The sequence below is a fragment of the Mycoplasma bradburyae genome, from assembly GCF_024338845.1.
GTDB classification, from domain to species: Bacteria; Bacillota_I; Bacilli_A; order Mycoplasmatales; family Mycoplasmoidaceae; genus Mycoplasmoides; species Mycoplasmoides bradburyae.
The window spans coordinates 468,199-493,462 of record NZ_CP101414.1; the positions used below are offsets into that span (position 1 = coordinate 468,199).

Sequence of the window (25,264 nt, forward strand, 5' to 3'; positions counted from 1 at the left end):
ATAATTAGGTATTAATTATTGCTATTTCGTCATTAATTACAATAAATGTCAAAAAAAACTAAATCAACTGCGGATAATAAAGCCGCTTTAAAATCTAAAAAAAATAATCAACTTTCTTTAAAAGAACGCATTGCGTTAGCTGAAAAAGAAAAGAAAGAAAAGAAAACTAATGCTAAAGCAGAACCTAAAGCTGCTAAAAATTTAGTTTCAAAATCGGAAGAAATCAAAGAGAAAAAAACTGAATCAACTAAAAAAACAAAAGAATCTAAAGCTAGTTATAAAAATAAAAAAGAAGAAAAAGTTGAATCTAAATCTTCTAAAAAATTAATTAAGAAATCAAATAAAAAAGTAATAGAGGAAAATTCTATTAATGTTGACGACATTATCATTGATAATGATATAAACAATGATGATCAAGATGATAATTTCGAAGATGATGATTCATCTATTGACTTAAATGAGTTTAAGGGTAATAACTATAAATCATCATTTAAAGAAACTGATTTTAGTCAAGAAGATGAATTAGAAGAAAAAGACTTAGATTTATCTGATTTTTTTGCTGACACAAAAATTGACTCTGAAAAACCATTAACTGATCAAAAACGCCAAAGAGGTCGTAAACCTAAGCATGCTCCTAGTAACGAAAAAAACGATTTGGTTTATCATGAAGTATTAGAAGCTTCATCTAAGACTAAAAATAATGATCAAGATACAATTCAAGCTACTAAGACGCTTTTAGCAAAGGCTAAAAGATCTAAAAAACTATCTAGTGAAGATATTATCGATGTTCTTAGAGTTTATGAATTTACTGAACAAGAAGATTTAGAAATAATCGAAGAATTAAAAGATAACAATATATCTTTAGATAAAGATGTCGAAGAGAGAATTTCGTTATTTAGAAAAAATCAAGACTTAAGCGAAATTGACAGAAATCTTGACGATTTGGTTAACAAAGGTGCTTCAACTAAAGATAAAGTAGAAGATAACGTTAAAGCGTTTTTAGGGACTTTAGGTTCTTCTAAAATTCTTTCGTTTGAAGATGAGATTCAAATAGCTAAATTGTTAGGTAGTAGTGATGAAGATACTAAGGACTATGCTGTTAATCAACTTGTAACTTCAAACTTAAGATTAGTAACTTCAATTGCTAAGAAATATTTAAATAGAGGATTGGACTTCGTTGATTTAATTCAAGAAGGTTCGATTGGTTTAATGAAGGCTATTTCTAAATTTAACTATAAACTTGGTAATAAATTCTCGACATATGCTACTTGATGAATTAGACAGGCAATAACGAGAGCTATTGCTGATCAAGCTAGAACAGTTAGAATTCCTGTTCATATGGTTGAAACAATCAACAAATTGATTAAAACAGAAAGACTATTAACTCAACAATTAGGTCGAGACCCAACTTTAGAAGAATTAACTGAAGCAATGGGTGGTCAAGTTCATGGTTTTACTCCAAAGAAAATTGCGGATATTAAAAAACTTAACCAAGAACCAGTTTCTTTAGATAAACCGATTGGACATGATGAAGAATCGCAATTCGTTGATTTTGTTAAAGACAGAGATATTTTAAAACCAGATGAATTTACTGAAAAATTAATTGTAACTGAACACATCAACGAACTTTTTGTTAATGCATTAACAAAAAAAGAAGAACAAATTATTCGTATGAGATATGGATTAAGTCCATACAATCAACCAATGACTTTAGAAGAAGTTGGTGATCAATTCCATGTAACTAGAGAAAGAATTCGTCAAATCGAATCAAAAGCTTTAAGAAAACTAAAACACCCTTCTAAAAATGCTAAATTACGTTCTTTCTTAAAATATGATGCAGATTAAAAATGACTCAAAAAATTAAAGCTATCGCAAGTCTTATAGATAAAGCTTTTTTAGTTGCTGATGTTGGTTGTGATCATGGTCATCTAGGAATTGAATTAATCAAAAACAACAAAACAGAATATGTTTTAAATATTGATATTAACCTAGAACCATTAAAACAAGCAATATCTAACACAAAAAAAATTGTTGGTAAAGAAAGAATTATTAATATTGTTAATGATGGTTTAACAAATTTAAACATTCAAAATCCAATAGATTATTGTGTAATTGCTGGAATGGGTGTTACTAAAATTAACGATATTATTAGTAATTCATCAGTTGAATTAAAAACTTTAATTTTACAACCTGAAAGAAACCATATTAAACTAAGATATTTTTTAGTTAAAGGTGGCTATGAAATTGTTGATGAAAGAATAGTTTATGAAAATAAACATTATTATTTAATTGTTAAAGCAATTAAAACTGAAAATGAAATATATTTAACTAATACTGATTATGTTCTAGGTCCGATCTTAAAAAATCAGATATCTCCAGAATTAATTGGTTATGTTGAACAACAAAAATCATTAATTGATAAGATTCCTGAACAATCTCGTAATAAGTTGCAAACTATTTCATTTACAGAATACGATAACTTTTTAAAAGCACATGCAAATTAAAAAAATAACAAACTGAATATTAAAGCTATTTCCTTTAAAAAATCAGTTAGCTTTTGATAATGCTAAATTAATAAATCATAAGAATTTAAAAAATGAATTAAATAAGGTTTTGATATGTGCTGATTACGATGCTTATAATTTTAAGTTAGCTAACAAGTTAAATGCTAATTTGATTATTTCGCATCATCCAATGTTTATTGATAGCAACGATTTAAAGAATGATAACTTTATTCGAAATGCTTATGATGATTTTCAAAAAAATAATCGCAGTTTTTTAGCTTTACATACAGCTTACGATTTTAATGAAAAAGGTGCGCATGCTTATTTTTTTAAGTTGTTAAATATTAATAAATTTAATGTTACACCAATCAATCACTACTACGAATTTGAAATTAATAGTTCATTAGAAGAGTTAATTGAATCATTAAAATCAATCAAATATATAGACCAAGTAAAATATTTATCAACATCTAAATTTAAAAAAAATCTTAAAAAAGGTTTGATTTGTTTAGGTAGTGGTTATAGTTCAAATCAACAAGATATCAATCTATTTAAGCAATATGACATCTTGATTACTGGCGATTTAAAATGATCATCATGAATCAACGCAGTTAATCATCATGTTAATGTAATTGATATAGGTCATAATGTTGAATCAATTTTTATTGATCATATTAACGAATTGTTAGTTGATCAATTTAAAAATGAATTGAATAAAAATCAGATAATCTTAGGGCATAATCAATTCGATATAATTAAGAAATAATCTTATGAATATAGCAGGATATATTAGTATATTAGTAATTTTAAGTTTATTGATTGGTTATTTATTTGGTTCAATTATGTTCGCGGACGTAGCTAGCGCTATCTTAAAAAAGAATGTAAGAGAACTAGGTTCAAAAAATCCAGGTACAACAAACTCTTTTAGAGTTTTCTCTAAAAGAGTTGCTATTACGATTGGTTTTTTTGAAGTTATTAAATCTGTAATACCCTTTGCTATCATATATTGTATTTACAATTTTTGATTAAAAGATAAGTTTATAGAACTTGATCAAAATATTAATAATAAGATTTATTACTTAACTTACTTAGCGCCACTTGCTGCTATATTGGGTCATATGTATCCTGTGTTTGCTAAATTTAAGGGTGGAAAAGCAGTAGCTACAACCGCAGGGTTTGTATTTGTTGTTTCTCCTTGATGATTTTTGATTATTGCTGTAACTTGATGAACAATTACATTAATTACAAAATATGTATCATTATCATCTATTGTTTGTTTTGTAATTTTTATCTTTTTAGTTTATATCCCTTATTTAGATTATCTGTGATGGTTTAGTTTTGATAAGATAACTTATCTAACTTATCAAAACGACTGACACATTATCACTTTTTTTGGAATAGCTAATTTTATTTTAAGCTCTTCAGTTATCTGAAAACATCGCGCTAACATTAAACGTTTAATTAATAAACAAGAAAATAAAGTTACTAAAAAGTTTTAAAATGGCTAGACGAAAGCAAACGATTGTAGCAGAAATCTTAGATCTCTTAGATGATCTAAGATTATTAATAAGAAGAGATGGTGGCGACCTATCTTTTGAGAACTATGATAAAGGTATAGTAACCATTAAATTGCTAGGTAATTGTAATGGTTGCAACTTAGTTGATATGACTTATAAAAGTGGTGTTGAGGTTATTCTTAAATCAGAAATACCAGAAGTAAAATCAGTTATTTTAATTCAAGATGAATCGAATCAAAATAATAATTTAAATATAACTAAGTCGCCTTTGTTTAATAAATAACCCCACTTGTATATTAAGCAATTATTAACAATATTAATCTTATTGTGTTAATTTATATAAATATAAATTAAATTTATTACAAAGGAGATTCATTATAAAAGTAATTATATTAGGATCATCTCATGGTGGTTTTGAAGCTTGTAACGAAGTTTTAGAACTATATCCAGATGCTCAAATTCAATGATATGAAAAGGGTGATTTCATTTCATTCTTATCTTGCGGTATGCAATTACACCTTGAAGGTATTGTAAAAGATTTAGATAGCATTCGTTATTGTACTGAAGATATTATGTCTTCTAAGGGTGTTCAAGTATTCAAACAATCGCAAATCACTAAAATTAATCCGGATTCCCACACAGTTGAAGTTTTAGATCTAGTATCTAATCAAACGAGAACTGAATCATATGATAAATTAATTATTAGTCCAGGATCTGTTCCACGAAAATTAAATGTACCAGGCGAAGAACTAGAAAATGTTTATTACATGAGAGGTCGTGCTTGAGCTAAAAAAATACGTGCTAAGATCGATGATGCTTCTGTTAAAAATGTTGTAGTTATTGGTAGTGGATACATCGGAATTGAAGCGGCTCAATCATTTGCTAAAGCAAATAAAAATGTAACTGTTGTTGATATTACTCCAACAATCTTACCTACTTACTTAGATAAAGAATTCACTTCAGTATTACAAGCTGAAATGGAAAAACATGGTGTTAAGTTTGTTCTTAACGAAGGTGTAACTAAGTTTGAAGGTGATACTAAATTAAGTGCTGTAGTAACTAATAACAATACTATTCCAGCTGATTTAGTAGTTATTGCTGCTGGTGTTAGACCAAATACTGACTGATTAAAAGATACTCTTGAATTATTACCTAATGGATTCATTAAAATTGATGAATATCAAAGAACAAGCGCTAAAGATGTATTCGCAGTTGGTGATGCTACTTTAATTAAATTCAATCCTGCTAATATTGATATCAGTATAGCATTAGCTTCTAATGCAAGAAAACAAGGAAGATATGCTGCTAAAAACTTAATTGAAGCTAAACATAAATTCCCTGGTATCCAAGGTTCATCTGCTTTATCAGTATTTGATTATAAATTCGCTTCAACTGGTATTAATGAAGCATTCGCTAAGAAACTTAATTTAGAAATTGACAGTGTTCTTGTTGATGAATACTACAAGATGAGCTTTGTTCCAGAAGAATTAAAAGCTAAAGCAATATTTAAGTTAATCTACGATAAGAAAACTAAGGTTGTATTAGGTGCTCAAATTATGTCTAAACACGACTTAACACCTAATATTAATGCGATGTCATTAGCGATTTATCACAAGATGACTGTTGATCAATTAGCTTATTCCGACTTCTTCTTCCAACCAGAATTCGATCAACCATGAAACCTAATCAACACAGCTGGTTTAATGGCTATTCGTAAAAAATAAATTTAATTTTTTAATTATTAAAAAATACGGCTAGTTTTAGCCGTATTTTTATTTGTTATTGAATAATAGATTAAAAGTTTATAACTATCATTAATTTAATTATTTTTTATTAAGCATTATTCTTTTTAAATTATAGATATTAAATATTAGATATATTTGAACTTATATAACAATAATTAAATTATTTTATTCTTTTTCAAATTGGATAATTATTGATTATTACGATCTATTGTTTTTATCATTTTGTACTTAGCATTTGTTGAGTAATTTTTATAAGAATTCTATGTATTATTTGTATTAAATTTAACTATTTTAAAGAAGGTATAAAATTTCTATTCTAAGTAATAAAACTTTATAACATTCAGTTTTTGAAATTTACACAGCTAAATTAATAACCAACCTTCCTTCATTGAAATTATAAATGTTGTTTTATTATCTTTTAAATTAATCATTAAATACACAGCAACATTCTTTTTCGTATCATTATTAACTTTTATTAAACTCTTATACTATCTCTATAATTCAAATTAGTTAATTGAGTTTTGTTTAAATAAATTTGTTAAATATAATTTTTGTTTTAGGTTTAATTAACAAATTTCAGTGTGTATAAACACAAAAATAACAATAAAAAATGCAAGAAAAATTTAACTTCTTGCATTTTTTATATTAGTGAAATTTACAGTTATTTCTTATTCTTCGACAATCTAAATAAGAAGAAACTAATAATTATTATCAGAGAAGTAATTAATAGTGAAGCTATTGAGATTACAATAATATTCGTTGTATTCAAACCATCTTCAGGTTTGGTTACTGCTAATATTGTGAAGATCATTCCAAAGAAATTAATAAATCCAATGAATAATGCTACAACATAAGCAATTACCATTGTTTTTCTTTCGAAATCCTTTTTTAACAAAGCATCTTTTTGTTTAATAGTTGATACTAAAATATCAATTGACGATTTAATGTTAGATACTTGGTCGATTTTTTTAACTATAGTTTTTATTGAAGGAATTCCGTAAAAATCATCATACCAGTCAAATTTTAGATTTTCAAGAGATTCAATCTTTTGGCGATAAAAATTAGAATTTTTAGCTATCCGATTGTTATTAAAGTCATATTCAATATCGTGGTGAATTCACTTACGGCTTTCAGAATAAATAATTGCTCAAATATACAGATCAATTAAAGGTTGTTCGTGTTTTTTAATCACAATAAAATCACTTGAAGAATTAATAAAACTAATATAACTCTTGTTGATTTCAACCTCAGATTGATTAATATCATAAATGATCTTATTCCTAGAACCATCTGAGATGTGCGTATTCTTTAAATTCTTCATCAGATCATTATATGAAATGATCTGGGTTGTGTTGGAATTCAAACCAAAACGGTGGGGGTTAATAATTAAAGAATAAATTAAAAACAGATTGGGATTCTTCATCAAGAGATCGCTTGATGAAATGAAAGTGTCTTCATTTTTAACTTTTAATTCTAAAAAGTTAATTGAAGTGTTGAATGCTTCATAGTCCTGAGCTGCTTGTTGTTTGCTTACTTCGTCAATCAGATCATTGAAGTCATCAATCTTATTCCATTCAATCTTATTAGAATTTTTCTTAAGGTATTCTTGTTTAAGATATCTTGATAATTCAATAAAGTCATTAAACGGTCTTTGGTCTGGGTCACTCTTGATCTGGGTTGGGTTTTTTAAGATGCTTAAGATTAACTCTGGGTTTTCAGAATTAAAATAAGATTTCAATTCTTGATACAAAGCTAGGTTAATCATTGTTAAGTTCATAACCGCGTAAAAAAGATCATCTTTTAATTGATTAATCTTATTTTGATCATAATCCTTGTGTTTTAAGAATTTTTCAGTTATCAAATTATCCCAGTTACTTTTTAACACTTCATAACTTAAAGATTTTTTATAAATGTTCTTATTAAGATTATTTTGGTGTTCTTTGGTATTTTTCTTATCAAAATTTGATAAGAAATCATCATTATCAATAATGTCAATAAGGTTGTTTAGTGATAATGGATAAAGTTGCTTGTAAATAAAATATTTAACTAATGAAACCAGATAAATCTTTTCATAGATAGCATCACTGTCTAGCATCTGATCATCAAGATTAACAAGTTCAAAACTAAATGAACCAGATAAGATCTTGTTCTCTTCATTAAGATAGAATCAAAGGTTGATTCTATGAGCATATTGGTATAAGTAACTATTCTTATTTACATCAATGTAATAGTTATATCTTCGTTCATGAAAATTACCATGAACTAGTTCGTTGATTGCAGTTTCTTTTTCAGAAATATAAAGCGGTTCGTGGAATTGATCATAGTTAATGATTTTGAAAAAATCATAATCAGCTGAACCGGTTTTAGAAACGATCTTTTTTAATGCTAAATTTAGCATTAATTTAATCCGATCTTTTCTTGTTAAGTCATCTAGTTCTTTTAGTTTATCTAGTTCTTCTTGATCTAATTGACTCTTAATCTTCGGTAAGATTTTATTAACAAAATATTTATTAGGGTGCTGTTGTAAACTGTTAAAAAACTTTATATTAACGTTGTCAATATAAAATGGATAAGTTGTACTAATACTTAATTTTTCTAATTCTTTGTTAATAGAATTCATAATCTTTTTAATTATATATTTTTATAAAAATATATCTTAACTAGATTGATGGAAATCTCACGAAAAATTATTAAGGTTGATGAGGCGAGAATGCAATAAAAAAGACATAACTACCCTTAATTTATGCCTTTTCTTTTTTTGCTTGAATTGTTTTGTTTTAAAAATATCTAATAACTAATTATTTTTTACTTCTTCTAGATTCTAAAGTAGATTGGTAATCATTGTATTCTAACTTAACATCAATACTGTTAATTCTAGAATCAGGTCTTAAGTGGAAGATCTTAGATATTGCTAAGATCTCGTTCTCTATATTGAAATAAACTGAATAAGTAACTAAACAAGGAGAGTTTTCATTATTTGGTTTTAAAAACTCTTTAATTGGTCCAGTATCATTACAGATCATTGTTATTTGTTTATGTTTAACTACTGGTTGACCGTTATCAGCAAACATCGTAAAGTCTTTAAATGACATCGAGTTTGAATTATGATAAACTAACAATTTACGATTCAATAAAACTTGATTAATATATAAAATTTCTTTATCTTTACCAAAATAAATTACTTGATCGTTTTTTGAGAAAGAAGAAGATAAGAAATCTTCTTTATCAGATAACTCCTTAAACATATTGATGTCAAATGAAGTATAAGGAGTTCGATAAAGTTCGTTATAGTCATAACTTTCAACTTTATCGAAATCTAAGAAATTAATAAAGAATCCTGTTTTATAATCTTTATGAACGAAATATCCAGGTTTAGAGTTATTATCTAGAACATTGTAATTACAAAGAATGGAGAACACTCTTCTAATTAAGTTTCTAGAAATACCAAATTTAATTGATAATTGTCGTTCTGAAGGGATTCTTTTACCTGGTAATCATTGACCTGATTGAATCTTTAAGTATATATATAGTAATACCGTATTATGCATTTATATACAAAATTATTGATTTTATTCGGGGTTGATTATAAAATAATTTAAAATTTTTTTAAGCTTATGAATCATCAGTTACAATGAATTAAATTAGCAGAGCAGATCCATTATGATAGTGGTTACGTGTTTTGCAACATTATAGATCCAGCACTAATTAACCATTTAAATTTTGATAAAAAGAATAGTCCATTAGTATTTTTTATCATTTGCGATCAAGATGATAATCAACTATTAATATTTGATAATACGAATGGATTTAGTTTTGATGAAATCAAGAGTTTAAGTAATTTTTACCAAGGCGAAAACGATCAATATCATGCCTATTTTAGATCATTAATCAAATTAGGTGACAGTTTTGAATTCATCAATCAAAATGCTTCTGAAGAAGTTGGTTATTACTTTACTTTAAAGAAGAAAGATAACCAACTTGAATTTAATGATTTAAAACAAACCGAACGCGGTGAGTATTATTATCGAACGAAGTTTTCAAATGGAACTTTAGTAAGAATAAAGAAGCTGAAAAAATCATACGAATTAGATGAATCTAAGGTAATTGCTAATCGTTTAAAACTAATTTATCAGAAGTTCATTAATACTAATAAGTTGGAAATCTTTATCTTACATAAGAAAAACGAAGAGTTTTACGATTTAGCTGGTAGCAACCCTGCTAAGATCAATTCATTTGATAAAGCTAAACCACTAGCCAAGACTAAAAAACCTGTTTTAGCTACTTTAAAAAACGGTAAAAACCGTCTTATTGTCGATAAAATTATCGAATGAAACGACAAAAATATCTATGTTAATGGTTATGTCGGGATTTTAAAAGATCCTGATTTTAAAAGAGCTGGTTTGTATCTTTATAATAATAATAAACTAATCAAAGGTATTAGTTATTACGAAAGATATCGTCCTGAATTATTGTTTGGTGATATTAATCATTTAAATAATCAATATATTTATGGTGAGATTGAATTATCAAATATCGATGTGGGAATATCTAATGATATCTTTGAGTATGATGCTAAGTTTGAAAAACGCTTATTAAAATATTTAATTAGCTTAATTGGTGATCAAAGATGTAATCAAGAAGATAAAATCAGCGGCTGGGTAAAAAATCTCGATAAGCAAAAAGATACAGATGAAAATAATTCAAATAAAGAAAAAACTAAAGAATTAAATTCAACTGATGAATCAACCTCTTCAGAAAATAAAAAAGAATCATAGAAACCTGATTAATCACCTAATCTAAACCATTTAAATTAGGTGATTTTTATTTGTTTTTTTTATGAATTTTAGATATGCAATAAATCTTAAAAATTTTATAAATCATCGAAAAAAATAACATTTTTATATAAAAGAACTAACTAAAAATAGATAGTGTTTTATGTATAAAAATAAAAAAAACACAACCCATTTGAGTTGTGTTTAAAAGTAAGATTTAATTATTATTAGATCTTACAAACTTCACATTCCATAACGCCAGCTTGATCTTTAGCTCAGTCTAAGTTTTCAGAATCTTCTAGAACGTTTTGACGAACTCTTACATAATAGATTGATGAACACTTAGATTTATAAGCGCGAATATAAGCTTTATTTAAATCTCTTGTTGTGGCAGTATCATTCATAAATAATGTTAATGAAATTGCTTGATCAACATGTTTCTGTGCTTGAGCGCAGATATCAATATAAGGATTAGGTCCTAATTCATACGCCCCATCTTTGTAGTATTTATAGTTAGTTTCATCTAATTGGTATGCTAATGAATAAATACGACCAATTTTACCTTCTTTACGAACTTCAACTGGTGCTACAACAGGTTGTAATGAAGGAGTACAAGAAGATAAATAAGAAATACTCCCAGTAGGAGCTACTGCTAATAAGTGCGAATTAGCTAATCCTGTTTTTTTAATTTGTTCTACAAGATCTCTTCAATCTTGTTGAGTAGGAACTTTAATTTTATAACCATCAAAGATTTCTTTAATTCTAGAGTTTTTAATTACATATGTATTAGGATCGCATTCTGTATATTTTTTGAAATATGATCCATCAGCATATTTAGAAGAAGAGAAATTAGCATATGTTTGTTTAGTTTCAGTTGCTATACGATTAGAAGCTTTAAATGCATAATATGCCAAAGTGTAGAAGAAGAAATCGGTAAATTCTAGTGCTTCTGGTGAGTTGTAATAAATTTGGTGGGTTGCTAAGAAACCATGTAAATTCATTGCTCCAAGTCCTAGTGCGTGGTTATTAGCATTACCATTTTTAATTGAAGGAGCAGCATCTAAATTAGCAGTTCTTGAAACATGATCTAATGATTTAATTGCATAGTAGATCGATTCTTCAAATCGATCACCAGAACGCATCATTTTATCAATATTAACAGAACCTAAATTACACGAGATATCTTGACCTAGTTTTTTAATTGATAAATCGATATTATATTCGGTTGATGATGAACTTTGTACGATCTCAGAGCAAAGATTAGACATCACAATACGACCAGCGTTCGGGTTGCGATTGTTTACTGTATCATCGAATAATAAGTAAGGATAACCTGATTCGAAATGTAATTCAGCAACAGTTTGGAAGAATTTTCTAGCAGATATATATGTTTTCTTGATTCTCGGGTTATTAACCATATTATGATATTCTTCAGTTACTTTGATATCTGATAATGGAATACCATATTCTTTTTGAACATCATATGGCGAGAATAATGCCATTTGATCGTTATTTTTAGCTAATTCAAAAGTAATGTCAGGAACAACTAAACCTAGCGCTAAAGATTTAATACGAATTTTTTCGTCAGCATTTTCTCTTTTAGAATCCAAGAAAACCATAACATCTGGATGATGCGCGTGTAAATAAGCAGCACCAACTCCAGGACGTTGTCCTAATTGGTTAGCATAAGAAAATGAGTCTTCAAGAATCTTCATAACTGGAATTACTCCAGAAGCTTGCCCTTCAATATTTTTAATTGGAGCACCGAATTCTCTTAAGTTAGTTAAACATAAAGCAACACCGCCACCACGTTTAGAAAGTTGCAATGAAGTAGTTATTGCGCGACCGATTGATTCCATATTATCTTCAACTCTTAAAAGATAACAAGAAACATATTCACCCCTTTGTTTTTTACCGGCATTTAAAAATGTTGGCGTTGCAGGTTGGAATCGTCCTGATAGGATTTCGATTAGGATATTCTTAACGCTTTCAAAGTTTTTACCACCTAAAAACAAGGCATTCATCAAACAACGATCGCTATAAGTTTCTAAAAATTCTTTACCATCATTAGTCTTCAAACAATAAGCATTGTAAAACTTAAATGCCCCCATAAATGATGGGAATTTGTGATCAAATTCTTTAATTAACTCATAAAGTTCGATTAATTGAGATTCAGAAACATTTTCAACAACTTCTCTTTCATAAAAGTTGTTGTTAATTAAATATTCCATTCGTTCTTTAATGCTATTAAACTGCTTTGTTCTAGGTTTTACGTGAACATCCATATAGATTTCCACAGCTTTAGCATCGTTTTTAGTAGAATTTTTACCTTCGTCAAGCTTACTCATTGCATTATAAGCAAGATATTGATCAGCTTCTTTAAAGTTGTTACTCATTTTTATTTCTCTTCCTTAAGTTGCAATATTTATCTTTCTATAAATATTGGTATATTAGTATAAATTTATTCTTCTCATTGTCACAATTTTTGAATTCGTTCACGAACTAAATCTTCGTCATATTTAGTTCCGATTAGTTCAAAAATATGTAATAAAGGTACATCTAATTTTGTTCTTAAAACGTGACCAGCAAGTCCATATGTTTCACCGAAATTAGTATTACCACTAGCAATTACACCAACACAGTGGTTACGGTTTTTTTCTTTATTTAAGAATTTAATAACTTGTTTAGGTACAGCACCTTTGAAATCATCTAATCCGCCAGCATATGTTGGACAGATTAAGACATAGTCAAAATCAACTTCGATATCTTCGTTTAAATCGATTGGAATTCTAGTTGCAGGATAACCTAATTTATCACAAAATTTCTTAGTATTTTCGGTTACGCTTGAAAAATAAACTACATTGATACTTCCTAAAGGTTTTCTTTTAGGAACATTAAGCTTTTGATTATCTTGCATTGATTAAAACTCCCAATCATCATCTTCTGTTTCTTCAGTTACACCCATAATATATGAGCTACCATTACCACTGAAGAAATCATGGTTTTCATCAGCACGAGCTGATAGTTGAGCAAATACTTCGGGAGCAATCTTAGTTTCTTCTGGAGTAAATGGAGATTCATAACCACAGTTTTGCAAGAATTTACCAGCGTTGTATAAACTAAACGCAATCGCTTCGTCTGCTAACCCAAAACCATCGTAAAGTTCTCTTAAGAAATCTTTTTCTAATTCAATTAGTTTGTACAAAGTATCAAATACGAATTGTTTGTATTCTTCTTGTTTTTCTTTTGGTAGTTTTTCTACTTTTTTACGGTATTTATACCCTGAGTAGTAATTATGAATTACTTTATCTCTTAAGATTAATCTAATAATATCACTTGTGTTTGGTAACTTAGCTCTAGCTGCTAAATAAAACGGTAAATAAAATCCACCATATAATAAAAATCCAGGCATAAGTGCTGCCGCAATCTTAGATTTTAATGGATCACTTGAAGTGTAATAAGGTACTAAGAATTTTGCGCGAGCTTGTAATTTTTCATTATTAATTACTCATTCATGAGCTTCTTCAATTTCATCACTTGTATTTAGTGTCGAGAAGATTGTCCCATAACTACGAGCATGGACTCCAACCATAAATGAGAAATTTGCATAAATAAATTGTTCGTGATCTGTTAATGAGTTAGGTATCTGAGCAATATCACCTAAAGTACACTGAATCGTATCTAAAAGCGTTAAACCTGTGAATGTTCTTGTTAAAAGTTGTTTTCATTCCGGTGTCATTTCATTTCAAGACTTAAGGTCATTAGATACAGGAATTTTTTCTGGTAATCAAAAATTTTGCGTTACTCTCGTTCAAACTTCTAGATCTTTTGGATCGTTAATAACATTTCAGTTAATAGAACGCATAACACCTTTTTGTCCATTCGCAACATATCCAAGCGGGCTAAATGATTCATCATAGTATTTATTGTTATTCGACATATAAAATAGTTCCTTTCACAATATTGAATTAAAGATAAGTTTAGACTAAAAAGGCATAGCGTTATTTTTATAAAAATAAAAGTTTTGATTACATGTTCTTAGATTATTGTTGCTAATTTAGTCTAGGGGAAATAATTATAAGAGAAAAAACCACAATGAAAATAAAAAAAATTTTCTTATAAAAATTTATCTTAATAAAATCCTTTTATTTTATTAAGTTTTGTAATGATTTTTATTTTTTAAAAATTTTTTATTTTACTCAAATAAAAATAATATGTTATAAATATCAATTTTAATTGCTTAAAAAAAATTAAAAAACATTTAAATTTACCGTGTTTTTGTTATTTTTGCTTGCTTATTAGGTTTATTTTTTTTAATAAATTAACTAACTTATAAATAAGTTAAAAAATTAGCATTATAAACTTATAAAACCTTGTGTTTTAAAGGATTTTTAGTTATCAAAATAATAAAAAACAACTCCTAGGTTTAAGAGTTGTTTTAATTCCATAAAAATAATCTTTAATAAACTTTAATAAACTTAATGACCGGTTTTATTAGATCGTGATGAATGTCTTTTAAAAAAACTGATTGTTAAGATAATTAATAATATTGTTGCTAATAATGAACCAGCTCCAATCACTATTAAACTCGGAATGTTTTTAATTGATACTTCAACATTTTCTTGAGTTACAGGTAATATCGAGAAGATTGTTGTTAAGAAGTCCATTAAACCAAATAAGAATGCGGTAATAATCCCTAATAATAAATATTTTCGTTCTTTGGATTTACCATACATCTGATCGTCACGATTAATCGTTTTAATAAACTGATTAATTGTATCGTTAAAGTCGTTGTATTTAAGCAATTTATTAATAACAACTTCAATATTACCAAGACCATAGATTTGTTTGATTGTGTAATATTTAAGTTGATTCAGTTCGTTTAATAACTCACGCATTATTTGAGGTTGCGTGTTTTTTAGTTTGTAAAACTTATTAGAAATACTTAAATACTTTGCTTCATATAAGTTTTCATAAATTAAAGCTCAGTTATAAATTTCAAATAAGTTAAGATTTTCAAAATAACTTTTAATTATTAAAAAGTCCTTGTTTTGATTAATGAAACATTCATAGTTTTGGTTTAACTCACACAAAACTAAATCATGTTTTTTTTGATAATCAACTTGATCTGAAATTTTGAAATTACTAACTGATGATAAAAGTTGATCAAACTTCGTATTAATATAGTTTTTATTATCCAGCCCAAAGATTTCAGGATACATTAAAAGTAAAACAATCGTTTCATACTTATCAAGTTTTTTATCTGATAAAGATAATTCAAAATTTAATATCTGATCAGATAAGGATTTTTCTTCAAATTGATAAAGATCATAAAACTCATTAATTAAATCTAACGCATCTTCTAGATTATCAACATCTTCTTGTTGCAAATCTAATTCATGGTTAAAGAAATATTTACTATTAACATAATTAAAAAGATTTAAAAAATCTAATTCTGCATGAGCGTTAGTTTTTACATTACTTAGATTAGTTTTTCTTTGAATGAAATCAAGAAAACTAATCGGCTTATTCGATTGAAAAAACGCTTTAAGATCTTCATAGATCATTAGAATGATCATATTTAAGATATTAATCGCATAAAAGAATTCTTCGTAATCAACTCCTAAATCATTATTTTCATCTAATGATTTAATCGTTGATACAAATTGATTTTTAAACTTTGAAGACAGATAAATTGAATCATCTTGCTTATTAATACTTAAGTCTTCAAATAAGCGAACCTGACTTCTTAGAGAATTTTCCATAAAATGTTCTTTAATGAAATTTTTTATGAAATAATTCCGATAAACATTTTTAATAAAATCTTCAAAATTAACTTCAATAGCTTGTTTGAAAAATACGAAATTACCCGAAATAATTTTGTTGATTTCATCAAACATCAGATTGATTTGAATCTTATCACAATACTGATTTAAATAAGAATAATCCTTAACATAAAGTTCAAAAACAAATCTTAAGTCTTGAGATTGGTTAGCTTCAATTTCAAAATCATTATTAATATTAGTGATATTAACATAAAAAGCCTCACCGTATTCATCGTGACGAATAACATCAAAATGGTTAAGGTTGTTTGTTCCGATAATACTATTAATTTTCTTTAATGAAAAATTAATGATATCACCAATAGATTCTTCATTAAGTAAAGACTGCACATCAAAAAATTCTTCGTTGTTAGCTTTTAATAACTTATAGTTATTTTTTGAGATTTTTTGTGATGATGCATTAAACAAGTTTGAATCTAAAAAGCTTTTGTTAATTTTTTGAATATTGAAATTAACGATATTTTTAATATCGAGATTAAAACTGTTTTTATCTTTATTCTTCTTTATTAAATCCATAAATTTAACAAAAATATTATAAATATTTATTTTATTTAAAATGAGTTAAAGAACAAGTTTTATTATGTTATATAATAAATAGAATTATGTCAAAAATATCAATTATCTACTATTTAAGCCAAGAAGTTATGAATTTAAAGACTTCTTTAAATTCTTTATTTAACATCAATAATCTAAAAGATCATGAACTGATTTTTATTAATGATGATGTTAATGAAAATGTGATAAAAATTTGACAAACAGAACTAAGCAAATATAACGATTTAAACTATCAAATCGTTAATGTTTCGCAATCATTAGGAATGAGCGAAGCTTATAATCTAGGAGTTAGAGTAGCTAGTGGTGAGTTTAGTTTATTAACTAACCAATTGATTAATTTTAAACCTAGTATTTTAGATGAATTAACAGCACAGTTAGAAAAACTTGATGATGATGTTGGTGTGCTTAACTTTTTAATCGATGAACCAGCTTTCTATGATCAGAAAAAAGATATGGCTGATAACAAGGACGCTAACTTGTTAATATATGATAAGTTACATATCGATCTAATCATTAAGGGTTCATTAAACTTTTATGATAAATTGTTTAGAACTAAATTATTAGTTGATAACAAACTTAAATTTAATGTTACTCACTACCAACCAGGGTTGTTTATTTTAAAAGTTTATGGCAAGACTAATAAATGTGCAGTTTATAAAAAGATCTTAGCTAAGCGAAGAAAAGAAATTAGTCTTGGTAATAACATCTATGACGTATTATTCCAAATCAACCAGTTTTCCCAACTTAAAGAATACAATAAATGAACTGATAAGTACCAATATGAATTAGAATTCATTGCGATCTTAATGTCTATGTATCATTTTGTTTCTTTAGTATTACATTCAAACTTTTCAGATCGTGATAAACGCAATGCTATTAAAATAAGTAATGAAATGTTATTACGCTTCTTTCCTAAATACGAAAAAAACAAGTTTATTAATGAGATTCAAAACGAACATTGAAGAAATTACTTCTTGAAGTTCAAACCTAAATTAGCTTGAATTCAAACTAAGTTTGATGCTGATAAATAATGAACGTTATATTTTATAACGAAGACAAAAAGATTAATGAGCAATATTATCTAGCTAGTGCAACTAAAAGAATTTTTGCAGCTTTATTTGATTTAATATTCATTAGCGGTATTAGTTTTGGTATTAATTACCTAATTAACTTTTTGTTTGATCAATATTGAACTAATTATCCGATTGGATTATTCGTAATTTTAGTAGGAATAACTACTTTTATTTTTTTTAGTCTTTATTTTATTTTAATTCCTAGATTAACTAAAGGTAAAACGCTTTTTAGATTGGTGTTTAAGATTCAGTTGATTGAAAGAAATGAGATTAAAAAATACGTAATTCACTTATTTTTACATAATATCTTAATCTATTTGTTTTTAGTTGTTATTATGATTGTTATGGGCGCTTCTTTATTTAGTTTTACTAACAATCAACAAAAAGAAATTATCAATTTATTCCTTAAAAAAAATATCTTAGATCAACCGGTTAATATCATTATCTTTGTTAGCTTTTTTAAGGGATTATATTCAGTTTATGCAATCTTATTATTAGTTATTTTGATATCAGTAATAATGCGTTCTAGAAAACTAGCATTACACGACAGAGTTGCTAACCTAGTTATGATCGATCTATCTACTAAGATAGATCTATATAAACAAGAAGAAAAAAAACCTAAACAATCTGATAAGATTGAAATTAATCTACCTGGAAATATTGATATAAGTGAGATTTAAATATGAAAGATTATCTACAAAGACTAAACAAACAACAATATGATGTTGTCACTAGTGAGTTAATTCCAATCTTTGTTGTAGCAGGCGCTGGAACAGGTAAAACAAATGTTTTAACATCAAGAATAGCTTATTTGATTGATCATTACAATATTCCAGAATACCGATTATTAGCAATCACTTTCACGAATAAAGCTGCTAAACAGATGCAACACCGACTAGAACTTTTATTACAAAAACCTAAAGTAGATGTATCTTTTAGAACTTTTCACGGACTGTGTGCACAAATCATTCGTGAAGAAGTTGATCATATTGATAACTTAGACAACAAATTCAATATTCTCGATGAAGTTGATCAAGGAAGTGTGATTAATGAAATCTATAAATCACCTAAGTATGATAGTTATCGCGATACCTATATAGACTTTAAGAAAAGTAATATTTTAGCTTTGATTAATGAAGCTAAAATATATAACTTAAATATTCCTGAATTTTTAAGTTCTGATTTTAATAAATTAGGTGAAGATCATAAGATTCCCAACAATCTAATTAATTGTTATAACGAATTTTATGAAGATTACCAACAAGCATTAGTTGAGCTTAATTCAATTGATTTTAATGATTTATTAAATATTACTTATAACCTTTTTCAAAACAATCGTTATGTTTTGAAAAAATGGCAAAAACGTTTTGATTGTATTTTAGTAGATGAATTTCAAGATACTAATGAAATTCAATACAACATCATTAAATTATTAAGAGAAGAAAATGATAATTTCTTATTCGTAGGCGATCCTGATCAATCTATTTATGGTTGAAGAGGTGCTAGTAGTGAGATTGGTGATTCAATTCAAAACGATTTTAGTAATTTAGCTATTAAATATTTAACTAAGAACTATCGATCTAAACAAAGTATTTTAAATTTAGCTAATGAAGCGATTAAAAAAAATAATAGTCGTTATTTCAAATCATTAATATCGCACGATCTGACTGATCTAGGTAACAAACCGATCTGAATTAATTTTGCTAATAGTGAATATCAAAACCGTTTTGTAATCGATGAAATCAAAAAAATGATTTCAACTAAAAAATATTCTTATGGTGATTTTGCGATTTTATATCGAACGAACTTTAGTTCGTTATCTCTTGAAAGACTAATTAAAGAGAATCGTATTCCTTATGAAATTTATGGCGGATACAAATTCTTTTTAAGAAAAGAAATTAAAGATTTAGTTGCTTATCTTAAATTAGTCGATACAAATGATAATGTTGCTTTTGATCGAATTATTAATACCCCTAAAAGAATGATTGGTGAAAGTAGTGTTGCTATTATCAAAGAACTAGCAAACAAAAAAAACGTAACATATTTTCAATCGCTTGATTATTTAGATGAAAGTGAATTAAAGTCAAGCGTTAAAAATAATGCTTTGAAATTTAAAGCATTGATTGAAACTTTAAGAAGCAAAAAAGAAGATAAAACTCCTTTAGAAATCCTTAAAGAAATTATTGAAGTAACCGATTATTATAATTATTTAAATGAATCTACCAAGATCTTTAGTGTCAATGAATTCGTTGATTTCTTAGAAAAATATCAAAATGAATACGAAAATGATTTCGGAACAATTCTAACTATTGATGACTTTATCCAAAATCTAGCGCTTGAAAGCGATATCCAAACAGGGACTAATCAAAAAGAAAAAAACGCTTTAAAATTAATGACGATTCACAGTGCTAAAGGTTTAGAATTCAAGAATGTTTTTATTATTAATATGAATGAAAACATTCTACCAAGTGCTAGAGCAATATCATCTACTAATAGCAATAAAAAAATTGCTGAAGAAAGAAGAATTGCTTATGTAGCATACACTAGAGCTAAAGAAAACCTTTGATTATGCTCAAATGAAGATTATGATAATCGCTCAAGAAATGAATCAATGCCTTCAAGATTTTTATATGAAATCGGTAAAGAAGTATTAGATATTCAAAATAAAGCTAACAACATCATTCATCGTAACGACTTTCTAACTGATGAAGATGGTTGGTACAATTCTAAAAAAGATAGTTCAAATCTAAATGCTTGAAACTCAACCACTGAAATAAAACATAACTATTTTGTCGGTGAGATTATTTACCATAAAGTTTATGGCGAAGGAATCGTTCGTTCAATTGGTGATTCAACAATTAAAGTAACTTTTAAAGATAAAAAATCTGGTAGCAAAGAATTGCTTAAAGATCACAAGTTAATTAGCTATGTCAAAGAATAAAAATCAATTAATTCGTAAAGAATTAATTGATCAAGCAATTGCGTTTGCTAAAACAAACGATAAGAAAATTATTGATGAATCATTAACAAAAATAGTTTTTGAATATATTAAATCCAACAACTTTAAAAAGATCGGTCTTTATAGTAGTTTGATTTATGAGTTTGATACAACTCATTTAATTCAAAAATTAATTGATGATAATTATCAGGTTTTTTTACCTAGAGTTAATGATGATAATACAATTGATTTTTACCAGATTGAGTCATTAGATTTTAGTTTTGATCTTAAATATAAAATCAAACAACCTATAAATTCTATAAATAAACTTGATAATAATCTAGATTTATTTATTATCCCTTTAGTAGGTTATAATTCTAGAAAAATCAGACTGGGTCATGGTAAAGGGTGCTATGATAGATTTTTTAATAATTTAAAATATAAAGGTTATAAAGTTTGTGTTGCATATGACTTTATGCTTAACGATCAATTTGATACACATCAATATGATGTAAAAATTGACTATATCTTTAATATTAATAACTTATAAATACATATGAAAATTCTATTTCTTGGTGATATTTTTGGCGTAAATGGTCGAAATATTATTAAAAAACATCTTCGCAATTTAAGAGTTGAACACAATGTTGATTTAGTTATTGCTAACGCTGAAAACTGCACACACGGTAAGGGTTTATCAAAACAACATTATGTTGAATTAATGAGTTATGGAATTGATTTCTTTACAATGGGAAATCATACTTGAGCTAAGAAAGAAATTTTAGATATTTTAAGAAATAAACAAAATATCGTTAGACCACTTAATTTAGATAAGAGTTTTCAATATTGAAATGACGGCTTAGGAACAAGTGTTATTAAATATAAAAATAAAAAGATTAGAGTTACTAATATGCTAGGTGAGGGCGTGAAATTAAACTTTAAACTTACTAATCCTTTTTATGTACTTAAAGATTTAGTTAAAAATACCAATGAAGATCTTCATATTGTTGATTTTCATGCTGAAACAACAAGCGAAAAAAATGCTTTAGCTGTTTATTTTGACGGTCAAGTATCAGCAATCTTAGGAACTCATACACATGTGCCAACAGCAGATTTAAGACTAACTCCTAAAGGTATGATTTATGTTACTGATGTGGGAATGTGTGGTCCTGGGTTTGGAAGTATTATCGGCGCAAAAGCGCAAAACGTATTAACAAAATTCTTTTATCCAGACCAAAGATTTAATTTAGAAGTATCTAAATTAGGTGCGCAATTAAATGCGATTTTAATGGAATTTGATGATCGTACTAATAAAGGTATATCAACTAAAAGGATTCAAATTTTAGAAGATGATGTTGAAAATTATTTAAAAGAAGATTTTTCAACTATTTAGCAGTTTGCACTGAACCAATTTTTATATATTGCTCATAAATCTCGTTAATCGAGAACTTATGTTCATAGAATGCTAATATTGTATTCTTATCAACAATTAAATCATGTAATAATGAGTTTGTTATCTTTTTATCTTCTAGATAAAGATAAAACTCATTTTTATTTTTATTAAAAATCCAATTGATTTTTGCTTCACTAAATAACTTCTTAGCATTATTAATATCAGTTAATTTAATTACGTATTTTTTATACTTAGCATCAATCTGATTAATCTCATTAAGGTCACCACTAAAAATAACTTTTCCCCCATCAAGGATTGTGATGCTATTAGCATACTGATCAACCTCAGTTAAAACATGTGAAGAGATAAAAATTGAAGTTTGATTTTTTTCTTGAAGTTGTTTGGTAAAATCCATAAATTCAATTCTTGCTTTAGGGTCTAGATTAGCAGTCGGTTCATCTAGAATTAATAATTCTGGATCACTTAATAATGACTGAATCAAAATAATCTTTTTCTTTTGACCAGAAGAAAATTTATTTGGATTAGCTTTAGCTAATCTAATCATATTAAATTCTTCTAGTTTTTTAGTTACCTTATGTTGAGCTTGTTCTTTAGTTAATCCAGATAATCTACCCATTCAAACTAAGTATTCAAAAGTATTTAAATTATTTGAAAATCTTGATACTTCAGGAACATAACCAATACATTTTCTAGCATCAGGAACTTCGCTATCAATACCATTAATAAGAATTGTTCCACTAGTTTTTTTAAACGCTCCAATTATTGTTTTTATTGTCGTAGTTTTACCTGCCCCGTTAGCTCCAATAAAAACATGGTATTGATTCTTTTTAACAGAAAAATTAATACAGTTAATAACTGGATCTTGATTGCGTTTAATTTTTTTAGTTAGGTTAATAACTTCTAAAATCTTTTGATTATGCATAGTCTTTTGAATAATATAAAACCGATGAAATACCTAATAGAGCAACTGATACTGATGCTAATATAATAACAATAACTCAAGGATTAACAATAGGTTCTTTTCTAATTTCATAAGTATTAGCTAATTGATCTTTTCTTATTGCGTTAGGATATAAATTAACAAAATAAGGTTGTTTTTTATCTTTACCTTCGATTTGTTCTCTAATCGATGAAGTATTAATTACTTGACCGATATATAACGAAACATAATTAATAAATAGTTGGTTATAGAATAATAACTTAATATCATTTAGACTAATCTCTGGTATTTTTAGATCTGATACGAAGTTATTCAAAAATAATCTAATAAAATCAGGTAAGTTTTGATTAATATTAGCATTATGATCAACCCCTGGAATATTGTTAAATAATTGATCATTATCAATTATTGCTTGAGTGTATTTGCTAAATTTTTTAATATTAGTTATATTGTTAGCTGCAGATAACGAATAAAATAAATTTGTTCGATCTCTATAGACTTTTTGTGCTTTTTGCTTATTTGTAAGGTTGTCTGTTTTTTCTATTTCTGCAATAAAATCATACATTAAATTTGGTGATCTTAATAAATCATTAAAGATCACCAAATTAGGTGATAGTTTAGCGATTAATTGTTCTGGTTTTAGTTTTCTTAATTCAGTTATTTCACCAAGATATTTAGTAGCTAATTCTCTAAGCACTGATAAAATTGAGCGTTGCTGACTATTCTTAGTTGATGTAAAAACATTTTTATAAAAAGTTTGATAAGCTTTAGTTAATAAATCATCATTATTATCATACTTCTTATATAAATCAAATTCTGCTGTTTCAGTTTTGTAGTTTTGATTGTCATCTTCAAGATAACTAAAACTTGGTGGGTTGATAATTCTTAAAAATGAAGTAGCTGATTGTGTTGGTAAAGGAGTTGTTAAAAATAATTTGTATTCTTCTAATTTTAATAACCCCTTTTCGTCAGGCATTTGCGTGAATAAACTAATATTATAGAACTCGTTTTGATTGAATAGTTCATCGAATACTATTTTAGTATTTGATGATAAGAAATTAACATTAGCATTCTTTTCATAAGATAAACTATTCAAGTTGTAAATTGAATTCAATGCGTTACCAATATTGATATAAAAAGATTGATTATAAAAAGTTTTAGCTTCAGCTTCTTGATAAATCTTTTTTATATTATCTTTATCAGCTTTTTTTGATGGATTCGGTTCAAAAACAACGTTTTTACCAGTTGGATTACCATTTTTATCTAATTGTTTGGTTAAAAAAGAGCGATCTAATAAGCTATGTTTAGAGCTTGATAAAACTCTAGCAGGTGATTCAAAGAAAAGGTTAGATAATGGTGTTTGAAAATTAATTAAGAATGCGGCTAAAAAAACAATAACAATCGTACTGTTTTTAGATAATCCAAACGAAACTATGATTGAAATCGAACCAAAGAATAATGAATTAATAAAGTTGCCAATAAACAATCCTAGCATTAAGTCCTTCATATTTTGAAGTTTAAATTGTGGATTGATTTTAGCAATAATCGAACTACAACTTATTAAAAAGCTAAATACTAAACAAGTGATAAACAAAACTAGAAATTTCGCTATTACATAAACTCTCCGCGAGACCGGCTTGGAGATAATAATCAATTCAGTGCCATCTGCTACACCATCTTTAAATAAAAACATCGAGACCATAATCCCGAAAATTGAAGCTACTGGGATTAAAAATGTTGATATTTGGATAACTGGGTTATTTCAATATTGTGCTGGCGATGTTTTTTGGTACAGCGGAAAAACTAAAAGGATTACTAAAACCATTAAAAAATAAGCTAATATCGTAGCTCAAATAAACGGTTTTTTAACAATTTGTTTTAATAAAAATGCGAAATAGACTAAAAATTGTTTTTGTTGTTTCATTTGTTTAAGTTAATAAAAAACTTGGCTTTTTAATGCCAA

At 26.8% G+C, this 25,264-nt stretch carries 20 protein-coding genes; 12 read left to right on the top strand and 8 right to left on the bottom strand.

Annotated features, from left to right (window positions below; all coding sequences use genetic code 4):
• The first annotated feature begins 45 nt into the window (after nt 1–45).
• From NMG68_RS01920 to NMG68_RS01945, 6 genes are all read left to right on the top strand, one after another.
• Entirely contained in the window at nt 46–1,845 is a 1,800-nt protein-coding gene (locus NMG68_RS01920) for an RNA polymerase sigma factor (RefSeq protein WP_255035018.1), read from the top strand.
• Between the two features lie 2 nt (nt 1,846–1,847).
• The gene (locus NMG68_RS01925) at nt 1,848–2,504 is read left to right on the top strand and encodes a class I SAM-dependent methyltransferase (RefSeq protein ID WP_255035019.1); all 657 of its coding nucleotides are present in this window, start codon (nt 1,848–1,850) and stop codon (nt 2,502–2,504) included.
• Complete coding sequence (locus tag NMG68_RS01930; RefSeq protein WP_255035020.1) at nt 2,494–3,270, top strand: Nif3-like dinuclear metal center hexameric protein; 777 nt, start codon at nt 2,494–2,496, stop codon at nt 3,268–3,270. The genes NMG68_RS01925 and NMG68_RS01930 overlap by 11 nt, the downstream gene beginning before the upstream one ends.
• 4 nt (nt 3,271–3,274) lie before the next feature.
• Entirely contained in the window at nt 3,275–4,003 is a 729-nt protein-coding gene (gene plsY / locus NMG68_RS01935; protein WP_255035021.1) for a glycerol-3-phosphate 1-O-acyltransferase PlsY, read from the top strand.
• Between the two features lies 1 nt (nt 4,004).
• A complete protein-coding gene (locus tag NMG68_RS01940; protein ID WP_255035022.1) occupies nt 4,005–4,304 on the top strand; it encodes a NifU family protein in 300 nt (99 codons plus the stop codon).
• 109 nt (nt 4,305–4,413) lie between these two features.
• Nucleotides 4,414–5,745 (top strand): FAD-dependent oxidoreductase, encoded by a 1,332-nt coding sequence (locus tag NMG68_RS01945; RefSeq protein ID WP_272416884.1) that lies wholly within the window; start codon nt 4,414–4,416, stop codon nt 5,743–5,745.
• Nucleotides 5,746–6,427: 682 nt separating this feature from the next.
• Here NMG68_RS01945 and NMG68_RS01950 read toward each other — a convergent pair.
• Both NMG68_RS01950 and NMG68_RS01955 read right to left on the bottom strand, forming a co-directional pair.
• The gene (locus NMG68_RS01950; RefSeq protein ID WP_255035023.1) at nt 6,428–8,386 is read right to left on the bottom strand and encodes an MPN338 family protein; all 1,959 of its coding nucleotides are present in this window, start codon (nt 8,384–8,386) and stop codon (nt 6,428–6,430) included.
• A 178-nt stretch (nt 8,387–8,564) separates the two neighbouring features.
• On the bottom strand, nt 8,565–9,314 hold the full coding sequence (locus NMG68_RS01955; RefSeq protein ID WP_255035024.1) for a GntR family transcriptional regulator: 750 nt from the start codon (nt 9,312–9,314) through the stop codon (nt 8,565–8,567).
• Nucleotides 9,315–9,380: 66 nt separating this feature from the next.
• Between NMG68_RS01955 and NMG68_RS01960 the strand changes: the two genes are divergently transcribed.
• Nucleotides 9,381–10,541 (top strand): hypothetical protein, encoded by a 1,161-nt coding sequence (locus tag NMG68_RS01960; RefSeq protein WP_255035025.1) that lies wholly within the window; start codon nt 9,381–9,383, stop codon nt 10,539–10,541.
• Between the two features lie 224 nt (nt 10,542–10,765).
• Here the strand turns inward: NMG68_RS01960 and nrdE are convergent, their stop codons facing one another.
• The 4 genes from nrdE to NMG68_RS01980 all read right to left on the bottom strand — a co-directional run bounded on the left by nrdE (nt 10,766) and on the right by NMG68_RS01980 (nt 16,897).
• Entirely contained in the window at nt 10,766–12,934 is a 2,169-nt protein-coding gene (gene nrdE / locus NMG68_RS01965) for a class 1b ribonucleoside-diphosphate reductase subunit alpha (protein ID WP_255035026.1), read from the bottom strand.
• Between the two features lie 65 nt (nt 12,935–12,999).
• A complete protein-coding gene (gene nrdI, locus NMG68_RS01970; protein WP_255035027.1) occupies nt 13,000–13,455 on the bottom strand; it encodes a class Ib ribonucleoside-diphosphate reductase assembly flavoprotein NrdI in 456 nt (151 codons plus the stop codon).
• Between the two features lie 3 nt (nt 13,456–13,458).
• A complete protein-coding gene (gene nrdF, locus NMG68_RS01975) occupies nt 13,459–14,478 on the bottom strand; it encodes a class 1b ribonucleoside-diphosphate reductase subunit beta (RefSeq protein WP_255035028.1) in 1,020 nt (339 codons plus the stop codon).
• Nucleotides 14,479–15,016: 538 nt separating this feature from the next.
• Nucleotides 15,017–16,897 carry an MPN337 family protein gene (locus NMG68_RS01980; RefSeq protein WP_255035029.1) on the bottom strand — a complete coding sequence of 627 codons (1,881 nt, stop codon included), beginning with the start codon at nt 16,895–16,897 and terminating at the stop codon, nt 15,017–15,019.
• Nucleotides 16,898–16,983: 86 nt separating this feature from the next.
• Between NMG68_RS01980 and NMG68_RS01985 the strand changes: the two genes are divergently transcribed.
• From NMG68_RS01985 to NMG68_RS02005, 5 genes are read left to right on the top strand one after another with little or no spacing between them, the layout of a single operon-like run.
• Entirely contained in the window at nt 16,984–17,967 is a 984-nt protein-coding gene (locus NMG68_RS01985; protein ID WP_255035030.1) for a glycosyltransferase family 2 protein, read from the top strand.
• Nucleotides 17,967–18,689 (top strand): RDD family protein, encoded by a 723-nt coding sequence (locus tag NMG68_RS01990; protein ID WP_255035031.1) that lies wholly within the window; start codon nt 17,967–17,969, stop codon nt 18,687–18,689. The genes NMG68_RS01985 and NMG68_RS01990 overlap by 1 nt, the downstream gene beginning before the upstream one ends.
• Before the next feature lie 2 nt (nt 18,690–18,691).
• On the top strand, nt 18,692–20,950 hold the full coding sequence (locus tag NMG68_RS01995; protein WP_255035032.1) for an ATP-dependent helicase: 2,259 nt from the start codon (nt 18,692–18,694) through the stop codon (nt 20,948–20,950).
• Entirely contained in the window at nt 20,937–21,497 is a 561-nt protein-coding gene (locus NMG68_RS02000; protein ID WP_255035033.1) for a 5-formyltetrahydrofolate cyclo-ligase, read from the top strand. The genes NMG68_RS01995 and NMG68_RS02000 overlap by 14 nt, the downstream gene beginning before the upstream one ends.
• Before the next feature lie 6 nt (nt 21,498–21,503).
• Nucleotides 21,504–22,340, top strand: coding sequence for a TIGR00282 family metallophosphoesterase (locus tag NMG68_RS02005; protein WP_255035034.1), 837 nt, complete (start codon nt 21,504–21,506; stop codon nt 22,338–22,340).
• On the opposite strand, the gene NMG68_RS02010 is transcribed toward NMG68_RS02005, so the two are convergent.
• Nucleotides 22,333–23,283 carry an ABC transporter ATP-binding protein gene (locus tag NMG68_RS02010; protein WP_255035035.1) on the bottom strand — a complete coding sequence of 317 codons (951 nt, stop codon included), beginning with the start codon at nt 23,281–23,283 and terminating at the stop codon, nt 22,333–22,335. The genes NMG68_RS02005 and NMG68_RS02010 overlap by 8 nt on opposite strands.
• Nucleotides 23,276–25,225, bottom strand: coding sequence for an ABC transporter permease (locus NMG68_RS02015; RefSeq protein WP_255034288.1), 1,950 nt, complete (start codon nt 25,223–25,225; stop codon nt 23,276–23,278). The genes NMG68_RS02010 and NMG68_RS02015 overlap by 8 nt, the downstream gene beginning before the upstream one ends.
• Nucleotides 25,226–25,264: the final 39 nt, after the last annotated feature.